At 65.7% G+C, this 13,270-nt stretch carries 11 protein-coding genes; 1 reads left to right on the plus strand and 10 read right to left on the minus strand.

Annotated elements, in window-relative coordinates:
* Positions 1–2: 2 nt before the first annotated feature.
* The 10 genes from ACILR9_RS14445 to ACILR9_RS14490 form a co-directional block, all read right to left on the minus strand.
* A complete protein-coding gene (locus tag ACILR9_RS14445) occupies positions 3–821 on the minus strand; it encodes a Cof-type HAD-IIB family hydrolase (RefSeq protein WP_395710633.1) in 819 nt (272 codons plus the stop codon).
* Positions 822–841: 20 nt separating this feature from the next.
* A complete protein-coding gene (gene zwf / locus ACILR9_RS14450) occupies positions 842–2,404 on the minus strand; it encodes a glucose-6-phosphate dehydrogenase (RefSeq protein ID WP_395710634.1) in 1,563 nt (520 codons plus the stop codon).
* A 40-nt stretch (positions 2,405–2,444) separates the two neighbouring features.
* On the minus strand, positions 2,445–4,511 hold the full coding sequence (gene tkt, locus ACILR9_RS14455; RefSeq protein WP_395710635.1) for a transketolase: 2,067 nt from the start codon (positions 4,509–4,511) through the stop codon (positions 2,445–2,447).
* 56 nt (positions 4,512–4,567) lie between these two features.
* Positions 4,568–5,587 carry a phosphogluconate dehydrogenase (NAD(+)-dependent, decarboxylating) gene (gene gnd, locus ACILR9_RS14460; RefSeq protein WP_395710636.1) on the minus strand — a complete coding sequence of 340 codons (1,020 nt, stop codon included), beginning with the start codon at positions 5,585–5,587 and terminating at the stop codon, positions 4,568–4,570.
* A 113-nt stretch (positions 5,588–5,700) separates the two neighbouring features.
* Entirely contained in the window at positions 5,701–7,338 is a 1,638-nt protein-coding gene (gene pgi, locus ACILR9_RS14465; protein WP_395710637.1) for a glucose-6-phosphate isomerase, read from the minus strand.
* A 37-nt stretch (positions 7,339–7,375) separates the two neighbouring features.
* The gene (tal, locus tag ACILR9_RS14470) at positions 7,376–8,461 is read right to left on the minus strand and encodes a transaldolase (protein ID WP_395710638.1); all 1,086 of its coding nucleotides are present in this window, start codon (positions 8,459–8,461) and stop codon (positions 7,376–7,378) included.
* The gene (locus ACILR9_RS14475; RefSeq protein ID WP_395710639.1) at positions 8,458–9,141 is read right to left on the minus strand and encodes an HAD family hydrolase; all 684 of its coding nucleotides are present in this window, start codon (positions 9,139–9,141) and stop codon (positions 8,458–8,460) included. The genes tal and ACILR9_RS14475 overlap by 4 nt, the downstream gene beginning before the upstream one ends.
* Positions 9,142–9,274: 133 nt before the next feature.
* On the minus strand, positions 9,275–9,439 hold the full coding sequence (locus ACILR9_RS14480) for a hypothetical protein (RefSeq protein WP_395710640.1): 165 nt from the start codon (positions 9,437–9,439) through the stop codon (positions 9,275–9,277).
* A 312-nt stretch (positions 9,440–9,751) separates the two neighbouring features.
* Complete coding sequence (locus tag ACILR9_RS14485; protein WP_395710641.1) at positions 9,752–11,308, minus strand: arylsulfatase; 1,557 nt, start codon at positions 11,306–11,308, stop codon at positions 9,752–9,754.
* Positions 11,309–11,446: 138 nt separating this feature from the next.
* Positions 11,447–11,920 carry a LysR substrate-binding domain-containing protein gene (locus tag ACILR9_RS14490; protein ID WP_395710642.1) on the minus strand — a complete coding sequence of 158 codons (474 nt, stop codon included), beginning with the start codon at positions 11,918–11,920 and terminating at the stop codon, positions 11,447–11,449.
* 707 nt (positions 11,921–12,627) lie between these two features.
* On the opposite strand from ACILR9_RS14490, the gene ACILR9_RS14495 reads away from it, so the two are divergent.
* Positions 12,628–13,270, plus strand: a 643-nt coding sequence (locus ACILR9_RS14495; RefSeq protein WP_395710643.1) for a TonB-dependent receptor plug domain-containing protein, incomplete at its 3' end; no start/stop codon positions are given.

The following is a 13,270-nucleotide window of genomic DNA, read 5'->3' on the forward strand; positions in this document are numbered from 1 at the left end:
CCTCAATTCAAAGAGCCGAGAACGAATCGTTCCATCGCCTTGGCGAAGCCTTCGTCGTTATAGGAATCCGTGACGACGCTGGCCTGCTGCTTGACCGCATCGGAAGCGTTGCCCATGGCGATGCTGAAGCCCGCGCGCTTGAACATGGGCACGTCGGTGGGCTGGTCGCCAATGGTGGCGATCTCCGAGATTGGTACCCCGAGATGGCGCGACAGGTACTCCACCACCGCGCCCTTGTTGGCGTCCTTGTTGGTCACGTCGAGGTAGTAGGGCTGCGAGCGGTTGGCTGTGGCACGCCCCCCGAATTCTGCGCGCGCGTCGGCCTCGCAGCGCTGCACCAGGTCGAGATTGTCGCTGACGCCGACGATCTTCGAGACCTGGTCGAGCTCGGCGGCGACATCGGTCACGACCTTCGGCGAGAACTTGACCGTCCAGGCTTCGTGGGCGACGTGCGGCCCGTCGGCCTTGCCGACCAGCCAGTCATTGCCGCGATAGACCCAGACATCGAGCTTGTGGTCCCGGATCAGCTCGACGGACCGGGCGGCAACGTCGTCCGGCACGGTCTTCCGCTCGATGATCGTGAGGTCGCGCTTGATGAGCAGCCCGCCGTTGAAGCCGGCGATCGGCGTACCGAGCTCGAGGGCCTCGAACAGCATGGCCATGCCGAGCGGCGGCCTGCCGCTGGTGATGGCGAAGCGGATTCCCGCCTCGCGCAGATGCCGTACGGCAGCCTGGGCGCGCTCGGTCAGCACCTTCTGCTCGGTGACCAGCGTGCCATCGACGTCGGCCAGCACCAGGGAAATCTTACGCTTGTCTGCCATCGTGACCTCGGTCGTGCTCGTCATTCAAGCGGGCGCCAGGCGCGCCCGTCGCGCGCCAGCAGCTCGTCCGCCGCATCAGGGCCGTTCGAGCCGGCGGCATAGTTCGGAAAATCGCCCGATGCGTTGCTTGTCCAGGCGTCCATGATCGGCTGCACCGCCCGCCATCCGGCTTCGATATTGTCGGCCCGCTGGAACAGCGTCGCGTCGCCGGTCATGCAGTCGTAGAGCAGCGTCTCGTAGCCCGTGCTGGGCGTGGTCGCGAAATAGGTCTTGTAGGCGAAGTCCATGCTGACATTGCCGAGGGTCACCGTCGGACCGGGGCGCTTGGCGGCGAACTGGAGCGCGATGCCCTCGTCGGGCTGCAGGCGCAGGATCATCCAGTTGGGATTCATGCGCTCCACGTTGGTGCCGCGAAACAGCGTGTAGGGCGCCTGGTGAAAGCGGATGGCGATCTCGGTCCAGCGGCGCTTCAGGTACTTGCCGGTGCGCAGGTAGAAGGGCACTCCGGCCCAGCGCCAATTGTCGATCTGCAGCTTCCACGCGATGTAGGTCTCGGTCGTCGACGTGGCGGCCACGTCGGGCTCGTTGCGATAGGCCTGGGCCGGTTTGCCCAGGACGGTGCCGGCGGCGTACTGGCCGCGCACGGCATCCTTCAGCGCACGCTCGGGCGTGACCGGCCGTATCGCCTGGATGACCTCCGCCTTCTTGTCGCGCACCGCGTCGGCATCGAAGGAGATCGGCGGCTCCATGGCGGTGAGCGACAGCAGCTGGAAGACGTGATTGGGCACCATGTCGCGCAGCGCGCCGGTCGCCTCGTAGAATTTGCCGCGCCGTTCGACCCCGACCGTCTCCGCCGCGGTGATCTGGACGTGGTCGATGTGCTGGCGATTCCACAACGGCTCGAACAGGCCGTTGGCAAAGCGCAGCGCCATGATGTTCTGGACCGTCTCCTTGCCGAGGAAATGATCCATCCGGTAGATCTGGTGCTCTTGCAGCACCTTCAGGATCCGCGCATTGAGCGCCTTGGCTGACGGTAGATCGTGCCCGAACGGCTTCTCGATGACGACGCGCCGCCATTGGCCACCCGTTTCGGTCACCATGTCGGCCGCCCCGAGAGCGGCCACCACGTCGCCGAAGAAGCGATCGGCGATGGCGAGATAGAACAGGTGGTTGCCGCCGGTGCCGGCCGTCTTGTCGAGCCCGGCAAGATGTTCCTTGAGGCGGTCGAAGGTTTGCGGCTCGGTGAAGTCGCCCGGCAGCCAGGACATGCGATCGGTCAGCCAGCGCCACGCAGCCTGGTCGATCCGGTCGGCCTGGAACTCGCCGTCGCGGCTGGCGACGAACTGATTCATCATGTCGGTGAGATTCTTGCGCCAATCGTCGACCGTCATGCTGCCGCGGCCGACGCCGACAAGGCGAAACCCGTCGGGCAGCCGCTTGGCGGTCGCCAGGTTGTAGAGCGCCGGCGCGACCAGGCGCTTGGTCAGATCGCCGGCGGCGCCGAAGATCACCATGGCGCAGGGCGGCGCAACGGCCACGGTCTCGGCCGTGCCCTGGCTCCGCGAGTCAGGCTTGTCCATCATGGCTTTCCATTCCTCCCGCCGTTCCTACGCGCCGCCGTTCCTACGCGCGCCCGAGCATCTCCAGCGCCGCCGCCACGACCTTGTCCGGCTCGAAGCCGAACTTGCGCTGCAGCTCCTTGAGCGGCGCCGAGGCGCCGAATGCCTTCATGCCGATAACCCGGCCATTGTCGCCGACATAGCGTTCCCATCCCAGCGCCGATGCTTGCTCGACGGCCAGTCGCGTTCTGGCCGACGGAGGCAGCACCTGCTCGCGATAGGATTGCGGCTGATGCTCGAAGATGTCCCAGGATGGCATCGAGACCGCGCGCGAGCGGATCCCCTTGGCGACCAGCGCCTCGTGGGCCTCGACGATCAGCGCGACCTCGCTGCCCGAGGCGATGAGGATGACCTCCGGCGCGCCGCCCTCTCCGCCGGGGGCATCCGCCATGACATAGGCGCCGCGGGCGACACCGGCCGCCGAGGCATACTTGCCACGATCGAACGTCGGCAGGGGTTGGCGCGACAGGGCGAGCACCGCCGGCTGGTGGCGCAGCTGCAGGACGTACCGGTAGGCCTCGACGACCTCGTTGGCGTCCGCCGGCCGCAGCACGACCAGGCCGGGAATGGCGCGCAGCGAGATCAGCTGCTCGACCGGCTGGTGCGTCGGCCCATCCTCGCCATCCCCCATGGCGTCGTGGGTGAAGACCAGCAGGGTCGGCAGCTCCATCAGCGCCGACAGCCGAATGGCCGGCCGCGCATAGTCGCTGAAGATGAAGAACGTCGCCCCGAAGGCCCGCAGCTTGGAAAGCGACAGTCCGCTGACGATCGCTGCCATGGCATGCTCGCGGATGCCGAAATGGAAGTTGCGGCCGCCCGGATTGCCGGGCTCGAAGTCGCCCGCGCCGGCGAATTTCAGCGTGGTCTTGTTGGACGAGCCGAGGTCCGCCGAGCCGCCCAGGAACCACGGGATGTTCTGGGCGAGGACGTTCAGCACCTCGCCCGAGGCATCGCGACCGGCAATGCCCTTGGGATCGGCCTTGAAGCTCGGCAGGTTGCGATCCCATCCCGCCGGCAGCTCGCGCCGCTGCATCTGGTCGATCTCGGCGGCAAGATCGGGGAACTGCTTGCGGTAGTCGGCGAACAAGGCCTCCCAGCGCTGCCGCGCCGCAGCGCCGCGGGCGCCGATGCCGGCATCGAAATGCTGCATGACACCGTCGGGCACGAGGAACCTGGCATCCTCCGGCCAGCCGTAGGCGCGCTTGGTGAGGCGGACCTCGTCCTCGCCGAGCGGTTCGCCGTGCGCTGCCGCGGTGTCGATCTTGTGCGGCGAGCCATAGCCGATATGGCTGTCCAGGATGATCAGCGTCGGCCGGCCCGTGGTCTTGCGGAATACCGCCAGCGCATCCTCGATGCGCTGCAGGTCGTTGGCGTCGCCGACCCGCAGCACGTTCCATCGATAGGCGAGGAAGCGCGCCGCGACATCCTCGGTGAAGGTGATGCTGGTCTTGCCTTCGATGGTGATGTGGTTGTTGTCGTAGACCCAGCACAGCTCATCGAGCTCGAGATGGCCGGCCAGGGAGGCTGCCTCCGAGCCGACGCCTTCCATCAGGCAGCCGTCGCCGCAGACCGCGTAGATGTCATAGTCGAACAGCTCGAAGCCCGGCTTGTTGTAGCGGCTGGCGAGCCACTTGCGGGCGATCGCCATGCCGACGCTGGTGGCGATTCCCTGGCCCAGCGGACCGGTCGTCGTCTCGACCCCGGACACCCAGTGATACTCCGGATGGCCTGGCGCCTTGCTGTCGAGCTGGCGGAAGCGGCGGATGTCGTCGAGGCTGACCGATGGCTTGCCGAGCCGCTCGTACTGCGCGTTCACGGCCTGGGTGCGCGTCAGAAAAAGCATCGACCACAACAGCATCGAGGCATGGCCGTTGGAGAGCACGAAGCGGTCGCGACCGGGCCAGATCGGGTCCTGCGGGTCGAAGCGCATCACCCGGTTCCAGAGAGTATAGACCAGCGGCGCCAGCGCCATCGGCGTGCCGGGATGGCCCGACCTCGCCTGCTGGACGGCATCGATGGACAGCGTGCGGATGGTGTTGATCGCCAGCTGATCGAGCTCTTCCGTGTTCATGCCTTTTGACTCCCGTCCCGCTTCAGCCCTTCGACCCGTTGCGACTTGGCCGGCGCCTATGACCCGCTTGGCTTCTCGATGTGGCCGCCGAACTCGTAGCGCATGGCCGAGAGCAGCTTGTCGGCAAAATCCGCTTCGCCGCGCGAGCTGAACCTCTCGTAGAGCGCCGACGACAGCACGTGGGCCGGCACGCCTTCGTCGATGGCGGCCTTGATCGTCCAGCGGCCTTCGCCGGAGTCCGACACCCGTCCCCCGAACTTGGACAAGTCAGGGTCCTTGATCAGGGCCGCGGCCTGGAGATCGAGCAGCCAGGACGCGATCACGCTGCCGCGTCGCCACAGCTCCGCAATGTCCGGCAGGTTGAGATCGTATTTATAGTGCTCGGGGTCGCGCAGCGGCGTGGTTTCTGCATCGGCTGCACCAGCCTTGTTGCCGATATTGGCCGCCTTGAGAACGGCCAGGCCCTCGGCGTAAGCCGCCATCACGCCGTACTCGATGCCGTTGTGCACCATCTTGACGAAGTGACCGGAGCCGTTCGGGCCGCAATGCAGCCATCCCTGCTCGGCTGTGCCGCCGGCTTTCTCGCGACCCGGAGTACGCGGAATGTCGCCCGGGCCGGGCGCCAGGGTGGCGAAGACCGGCGCGAGATGCGTCACGACGCCGGCTTCGCCGCCGATCATCATGCAGTAGCCGCGCTCCAGGCCCCACACGCCGCCGCTGGTGCCGACATCGACATAGTGAATGCCCTGGGGCGTCAGCTCCCTGGCGCGCCGGATGTCGTCGACATAATAGGAATTGCCGCCGTCGATCAGGATATCGCCCGACTCGAGATGGGGTAGCAGGTCGGCAATCGTCTTGTCCACGACGGCGGCCGGCACCATCAGCCACACCGCGCGCGGCCTGGCGAGCGTCCTGGCGAACTCGGCGAGCGTCGCGGCGCCCACGGCCTTCTCCTCGACGAGCCGGGCGACCGCCTTTGCCGACATGTCGTAGACCACGCATCGATGGCCGCCCTTCAACAGGCGGCGCACCATGTTCGCTCCCATCCGGCCCAGCCCGATCATTCCCAGCTGCATGCGTAGCCCTCCTTGAGAGACTCGGTCGTTGATCAGGTCGGCGCGCGGCGGTTGCCCGCGCCAGGGACGGATTTCGGCCTTTCTCGAAGAGATTTACCCGGAGCCTCGTGTCATCAGGCGGCCCCTTTGAGCTTGCGGTAGCGTCGGATCAGGGCGTTGGTCGAGCTGTCGTGCTCGAGCTTGGGCTCCGCAGCCTCTTCCAGCTCGGGAATGATCCGCTGCGCCAGAGCCTTACCCAGCTCAACGCCCCATTGATCGAAGGAATCGATCCGCCAGATCGTGCCTTGCGTGAACACGCTGTGCTCGTAGAGCGCGACCAGCTTGCCGAGCGCCGCCGGCGTCAGCTCGTCGAGCAGGATGGTGTTCGACGGGCGATTGCCCTCGAACAGCCGATGCGGGGCCAGCCAGTCGGGCGTGCCTTCCGCCGCGACCTGCTTGGCGGTCTTGCCGAAGGCCAGCGCCTCGCTCTGGGCAAAGACATTGGCAAGCAGCATGTCCTGGTGCCGGCCCAACGGGTTCAGGGTGCGGGCGAACGCGATGAAGTCGCAGGGGATGAGCCGGGTCCCTTGGTGGATCAGCTGGTAGAAGGAGTGCTGGCCGTTCGTCCCGGGCTCGCCCCAGAAGATCGGCCCGGTGTCGTAGTCGACCGCGACGCCGTCCCACGTCACATGCTTGCCGTTGCTCTCCATGGTGAGCTGCTGGAGGTAGGCCGGGAAGCGCTTCAGATATTGCTGATAGGGCATCACGCCGACGGTCTGGGCACCGAAGAAATTGCTGTACCAGACCGACAACAAGGCCATCAGCACCGGCACGTTGCGCTCGAACGGTGCCGTGCGGAAATGCTCGTCGATCTCATGGAAGCCTGCCAGCATGGCGCGGAAATTGTCCGACCCGACGGCGAGCATGGTCGACAGTCCGATCGCGGAATCCATCGAATAGCGTCCGCCAACCCAGTCCCAGAAGCCGAACATGTTGGCCGTGTCGATGCCGAACTTCGACACCTCCTGGGCATTGGTCGACACGGCGACGAAATGCCGGGCGGTCGCCTGCGAATCGCCATTCAGCCCGGCCAGCAGCCAGTCGCGCGCCGTGTGCGCGTTGGTCATGGTCTCGAGCGTGGTGAAGGTCTTCGAGGAGATGATGAACAACGTCTCGGCGGGATCGAGCCCCTGCACGGCCTCGGCGAAGTCCGTGCCGTCGACATTGGAGACGAAGCGGAAGGTCATGTCGCGCGCGCTGTAGTGCCGGAGCGCTTCGTAAGCCATTACGGGGCCGAGATCGGAGCCGCCGATGCCGACATTGATCACGTTGCGGATGCGCTTGCCCGTGTGGCCCGTCCAGGCGCCGGTCCGGACGCGCTCGGCAAAACCTGCCATCTTGTCGAGAACGGCATGGACCTCGGGCACCACGTTCCGGCCGTCGTGGAGGATGGAAGCGTCGCGCGGCGCGCGCAGCGCCACGTGAAGCACCGCGCGCTTCTCCGAGGTGTTGATCTTGTCGCCGCGGAACATGGCGTCGATGTGCTCGCGCAACCCCGACTCCCGGGCAAGCTGAAGCAGCAGCGCCAGGGTTTCATCGGTGATACGGTTCTTTGAGTAGTCGAGATAGAGTCCGGCCGTTTCGACCGCCATCCTCTCGCCGCGCTCGCGGTCCTTGGCGAAGAGCTGCCTGAGGTGGACACGCCTGATCTTCTGGTAGTGCTTCTTCAGCGCCGCCCAGGCGGGGCGCTGCTGCAAAGCCTGAACACTCATCGACGATTTCCTTGCGGACAGGAGGACAAGTTGGCGCTCAGCTGGCCTTGCGGATCGCGACGCGCTTGGACTCGATACGGGCCATCAGATCGTGCCACGATTTGACGAACGAGGCGGCGCCCTCATCCTGGAGCCGGGACGCGAGGGCGGCGATATCGATGCCCGCCTTGGCGAAGCTCGCCAGAACCGTCTCGCAGTCGCCGCCGTCGGGCGCGAGCGCCCGGCCGACCTCGCCATGATCGGCGAACGCCTTGAGGGTGCCTTCCGGCATGGTGTCGACCGTGAAGGGCGCGGCGAGCGCCTGCACGTAGAGCGTGTCGGACGCCTTCGGGTCCTTGGTGCCGGTGCTGGCCCACAGCAGGCGCTGGGCGCGGGCGCCGGCATTGGCCGCGCGCTGGAAGCGCGGCGATGCCAGCAACTCGAGATAGGCCTTGTAGGCGCGCTGGCCGACGGCGATGCCCAGGCGGTTGGTGAGCTCGGCCGGGACCTTGCCGCTCACCGCGACATCCCATCGACTGATGAAGAGCGAGGCCACCGAGGCAACGGCGGGGTTCAACCCTGCTGCGATGCGGCGCTCGACGCCGCGCAGGTAGGCTTCGGCCGCCGCGACATACTGCTCGCTGGAGAACAGCAATGTGACATTGACCGGCACGCCGGCGAAGATCGCGGCCTCGATGGCCGGCAGTCCCTCCGCGGTGCCGGGGATCTTGATGAAGAGGTTGGGCTTGCCGGCGCGCTTGTGAAGGTCGAGCGCGGCCGCGAGCGTGCTGTCGGTGTCATGGGCCAGCAGAGGCGAAACCTCGAGCGACACCCAGCCGTCGACGCCATCGGTCCGGGCAAAGATCGGCTTGAACAGCTCGGCGGCGCGGGCCAGATCCGCCAGAGCCAGGGGAAAGAACAGGTCTTCTGCAGAGGTCGCCGAGGATCCCGCCCGGGAGATGTCCTCGTCGTACATCGCGCTGCTCTTGATCGCGTTGTCGAAGATCGTGGGATTCGACGTCAGCCCGGTCACCGAGAGATCGTCGATGTAGCGCTTCAGCGTGCCGCTATTCAGCAGCTCGCGCGTAATGTTGTCGAGCCACAAGCTCTGGCCGAGATCGTGCAGCGTCTTGGTTGGTTTCATGATGTCACCTTCAGGCTGAATCGCGCCAAGTCGTAGTCGAGCAGATCACCGATGCGCTCGATCGTCACATCGGGCGGCGGCAAGGCGGCGAGAACTTTTGCGTCGTGCGCATACTGGCCCTGCCGCGGCAACACGGTCGTCACGCGCCCGCGCCATATCTTCTTGACGGCATCCAGGATCCGCGGCTTGTCGTCGATCAGAACATAGTGCGTGGCCGGGAAGCGCCGCTCGACGTCGTCGAGCGCCTCTTCCTTGTGGATGTAGACCAGCACGTCTCCCTCCGCGACGTTGCCGAGGCCTGCATGCTCGACCTTGCGCGGCTGGAAGACGACATCGCCGTCCGTCAGGATCACGGTCGTGCCCACGCTGCGCAGCCGTTTCAGCACGGCCAGGGCATGCGGGTAAAGCCGTTCGGCGAAGGGGTAATCCATGAGGAAGGAGGACATCGACAGCAATTCGATCTCGCGCGGGTGCTCCACGCGGAATTTCTGCAGGGCGCCGATATAGTCGCGATAGCCAAGCTCGACCATGAGATCCTCGAGGATCCGCCAATAGCGCTCGCGCGCGGCGAGGCCATAAGTGCGCTCGAGATGGTCCTTCAGATCTTGTTGGATCCCGTCATTGTCGACCAACGTATTGTCGACATCGACAAGGAAGACGATCGGATGAAGCCGTGCCATGCAGCGCTTCCTCGGGATGTCAACGACGGATAAGGCCTGCGGCAAGAGCCTGGCGCGAAGCGATCGCGGCTGTCCGCGACAACGGCCCGTCGTCCCGCGCCCTTCGCAGGCCGGGAACGACGACCCTCGAATATCAGATGCCTCGACTGGAAGAAGACATGGGACCGGACCACGACAGGCCGCCGTTCGCCGCGATCAGCGGCGGCCCCTTCGTGTGCTGCAGCGGCGGCACGCAGGCCGACGAAACACGCTCCGTTCCTGAGGCTATTCTCTTCTCGGCGACCTCAAGCTGGCTCATGGCGACCCTCCGATTGAGTTGGCGTCAGCGTGGCACACAGAACCTGCGTTTTCCAGACCACGCGACACACAGCAGACCACACCGGAATAGGCCCTCCGGTACTGCCGGCGCCGGCTCGATGGTTGCCCGGATCGCGGCGCCTGCCACCTCATGGAGCTTTGCACCGGCCGGCCAGCAGGCCATCGCACTTCCGCGGCGCGGTCAGGGTGAACTGCGAGGCGAACCATCGGACCGAGGACCGCTCGCCCTGACTATCAAGACGAGCGGAGAAAGCTCGACGATGAACGATGGCAGCGCGAGTGGAATAGCTCGTCACCTGCCTGCAGCACCTTCGATCTGCTTCTGGATGCTGCTGAGGTTGAAGCTGCCCGCCGCCTGGCTGGGCGGAAACTCCTTCATGCTCTCAAGGAACTTGGCGGCCAGCGCCTGGATCGGTACCAGCACGAACACGCGGTCCATGAACCAGTCGTTATAGGTGTTGGAATTGTGCTGCGACTTCTCGAACGGATCGCGCCGCAGGTTGAACAGCAGCGGCACCCGGAGTTCCACGAAGGGCTCGCGCCACACACCGAATGCCTGGCCGCGGTTCTCCAGGAAGTTCACCTTCCAGTCCTGCCACCGCGCAGCCACAACCTGACCGTCGTCGTTGACGTACCAGAACTCGTTCCGCGGCGAGTCCTTCGCCCGGCCGCTCAAGTAGTCGAGCTGGTTGTAGCCGTCGAGATGGTTCCTGTACTGCCGGCCATTCAGCGTGACGCCTTGCAGCAGCTTTTCCTTGATATCAGTCGCGCCGGCGGCGGCTGCGAACGTCGGCAGCCAGTCCTCGTGAGCGACAATGCCGTTAAGCGTCTTCCCGGCCGGGAACTGGCCGGGCCAACGCACGAACGCCGGGACGCGATAGGCGCCTTCCCAGTTGGAGTTCTTCTCGCTGCGGAACGGCGTCGTGCCGGCGTCGGGCCAGGTGTTGTAGTGCGGGCCGTTGTCGGTCGAGTACATCACGATCGTGTTGTTGGCGATGCCGAGATCGTCGATCGCCTTCAGGAGCACGCCGACGTGGCCGTCATGCTCGACCATGCCGTCGCTGTACTCGTCCTGGCCGGACTTGCCGCGATTGGCCTCCTTGACGTGGGTCCGAAGATGCATGCGCGTGGCGTTCCACCACAGAAAAGTCGGCGTACCGGCGCGCACGTTGCGCTCGAGGAATTCCTTGGCGCCCGCCAGGCTCTCCTCGTCGATCGTCTCCATGCGCTTCCTGGTGAGCGGGCCGGTGTTCTCGATCGTCTGGCCCCCCTTGCCGTCGGCCTTGGTCTTCAGCACGCCGCGCGGGCCGAACTTCTTGCGGAACTCGGGATCCTTTGGATAGTCGAAGTGTTCCGGTTCCTCCTCGGCGTTGAGGTGGTAGAGGTTGCCGAAGAACTCGTCGAAGCCGTGCATGGTCGGCAGGTGCTCGTCGAGATCGCCCTGGTGGTTCTTGCCGAACTGGCCGGTGGCGTAGCCCTGGCTCTTCAGCACCGTCGCCATGGTGACGTCGGTCTTCTGCCAGCCCTGCTTGGCGCCCGGCAGGCCGACCTTGGTCATGCCGCTGCGCACGGGCACGCTGCCGCCGATGAAGGCGGCACGCCCGGCGGTGCAGCTCTGCTGGGCGTAGTAGTCGGTGAAGCCCACGCCTTCGCGGGCGATGCGGTCGATGTTGGGCGTCTGATAGCCCATCATGCCGCGGCTGTTGTGACTGATGTTCCAGGTGCCGATGTCGTCACCCCAGATGACCACGATATGGGGCTTCTGCGGCACCTGCTGGGCCAGCGTGAGCGCCGGCAGGCTGGCGGTCAGGGCCGTTCCCACCGCCAAGGCTAGCAATGAGCTCTTCATCGATCCTCCTTCGGGGCGAGCCCCTTGAATGGCGCGGCCGAAGATGCGCGGCGCACGCGGGATTCCTGAAGCAACCAGCGTCAATTATCCAGTAGCGGGCCTGCATCAGGCGATAGCGTCGCCCGCCGAAGCGCTGCTTCAGGCGGGTTCGGTTGCCGTAGAGTTGCCGTTCAAGGCTTGCTCGCACCGACGGGCGGCGTCGCGGAAGGTCTTGAGGGCGGGATGGGGCATGCGATCCCGCCGCCACATCACGGCCTGCCCTGTGCAGAGCCACGGAGCTTCAAAGGGCAGGACAGCGATGCCGGGGCGCTTCTGCATCCGCGTCACCGCGGTGAGCGGCACAATGCCCAGGGCATCCGAAGACTCGACCAGATCGCCGATGCCAACCAGGGATTCGCACAAGATGGCCGGCTGGAACGACAGACCACCATTGACCAGCGAGCCCAGAGCCGACTGCGCAGGAAAGTGCGTGGCGATCCGCCTCGGCATGACGGGCGCCGCCAGGGGGAAGAAAGTCGAACCGTCGCCGTTGCGGCTCAGGCGATCGAGGCGCAGCCGTCCTCTGGCCAGATCAGCCCAGAGAGAGGCCGTGGGTCGCGCGCTGAACACCATTCTCGCGAGAAGTCGTGGCCAACCTGAAGGCTCCTGAGCAAGAGGTCCGGCGCACCAAGCGAAGAGACGGCGGCCAAGGCGTAGAATAAAGACGCATCGTATTGGGCAATCGGAGCACGCAAGACCACACAGCGGTTGCTTGTAGCCGCATCAAGTGCCCAATGTCGACGCGCTCAACGAGGGCGCACACCCATCGGCTGGAAAACGCGATCTGTGTTCCACAGCGTCATCTGCTTGGCGGCAGACGGCAAGAGCGTCACTTGACCTGGTCGTGCCGCTACTCAATCAACGAGTGAGGTGCACGCCCCCTCGCGGACTGGCCGCCGATGGCAGGGACGAATAGCGCCAAGCCAGCGAATGCGGGCTTCTACTTTGCGACGCTCGCGAGCGAAACGCGTCGTCAGCAAATGGCCACCTGGGAGCCGAATCTGGTTGCGAGTCACTCGCACTCGCTCTAGAAACAAGATATTGGTTGGTTACCAACCAATATCTTGCGGGAGCCTTCAATGTGGAGAAGACAGCAAAGCCGGCGGGTGTGCGTCCTGGCAGCCTGCGGATTGGCGCCAGTACTCGCAGCGGCATCCGTCGCGGCGCAGACATCCACCTCCACCTCTTCGGCGCAGCCTCCCGTCGTCCTGGCCCCGGTGACGGTAACGCAGACATCCACCTCCACCTCTTCGGCGCAGCCTCCCGTCGTCCTGGCCCCGGTGACGGTAACCTCGCGCCGCTTCGAGGAACCGATCCAGAAGGTGCCGTTCAGCGTCACGGCGGTGACCGGCGAGGACCTGCGTGACCGGAACATTCGCGGCAGCCGGGACCTCTATCGCTCGATCCCCAACTTCAACTTCACCGACTCAGGGATCCCCGAGGCGAACCTGCTGAACATCCGCGGCATCGGCTCGTCGTCGGCGCTGATCTCCCCCTCGATCACCTACTACATCGACGGCGTGCCGCTGCCGCAGCGCGCCTTCGACATCCGCTTCCTCGACCTGTCGCGCATCGAGGTGCTGCGCGGCCCACAGGGAACGCTGTTCGGCCAGAACTCCCAGGCCGGCGCGATCAGCCTCACCAGCAACGATCCGACAAAGGAGCGCGCCTTCGAGATCGGCGCGGAATACGGCAGCTACAATCTGCGCCAACTGACGGCGACGGCGAACGGCGCGCTCGCCGACAACATCACGGCGCGCGTCGCCGCCCAGTTCTACGGAACCGATGGCGACATCAGCAACCTGCTCTTCAGCAGCCCGGCGGCGACCTACAGCGGCGGCATGCTGCGCCAGCAGACGCTCGGCGCCGCCAGCGGCAAGGTGAATGTCGAGCTGGGGCCGAACACGACAGCGACCCTGGCCG

Source organism: Reyranella sp. (genome assembly GCF_044224635.1).
GTDB lineage: Bacteria > Pseudomonadota > Alphaproteobacteria > Reyranellales > Reyranellaceae > Reyranella.

Excerpts from the sequence above, each read along its gene's own strand:
- pgi (WP_395710637.1), bottom strand. The coding sequence starts at position 7,338 with ATGAGTGTTCAGGCTTTGCAGCAGCGCCCCGCCTGGGCGGCGCTGAAG.
- zwf (WP_395710634.1), bottom strand. The coding sequence starts at position 2,404 with ATGATGGACAAGCCTGACTCGCGGAGCCAGGGCACGGCCGAGACCGTG.
- ACILR9_RS14480 (WP_395710640.1), bottom strand. The coding sequence starts at position 9,439 with ATGAGCCAGCTTGAGGTCGCCGAGAAGAGAATAGCCTCAGGAACGGAG.
- ACILR9_RS14485 (WP_395710641.1), bottom strand. The coding sequence starts at position 11,308 with ATGAAGAGCTCATTGCTAGCCTTGGCGGTGGGAACGGCCCTGACCGCC.
- gnd (WP_395710636.1), bottom strand. The coding sequence starts at position 5,587 with ATGCAGCTGGGAATGATCGGGCTGGGCCGGATGGGAGCGAACATGGTG.
- ACILR9_RS14475 (WP_395710639.1), bottom strand. The coding sequence starts at position 9,141 with ATGGCACGGCTTCATCCGATCGTCTTCCTTGTCGATGTCGACAATACG.
- ACILR9_RS14490 (WP_395710642.1), bottom strand. The coding sequence starts at position 11,920 with ATGGTGTTCAGCGCGCGACCCACGGCCTCTCTCTGGGCTGATCTGGCC.
- tal (WP_395710638.1), bottom strand. The coding sequence starts at position 8,461 with ATGAAACCAACCAAGACGCTGCACGATCTCGGCCAGAGCTTGTGGCTC.
- ACILR9_RS14445 (WP_395710633.1), bottom strand. The coding sequence starts at position 821 with ATGGCAGACAAGCGTAAGATTTCCCTGGTGCTGGCCGACGTCGATGGC.
- tkt (WP_395710635.1), bottom strand. The coding sequence starts at position 4,511 with ATGAACACGGAAGAGCTCGATCAGCTGGCGATCAACACCATCCGCACG.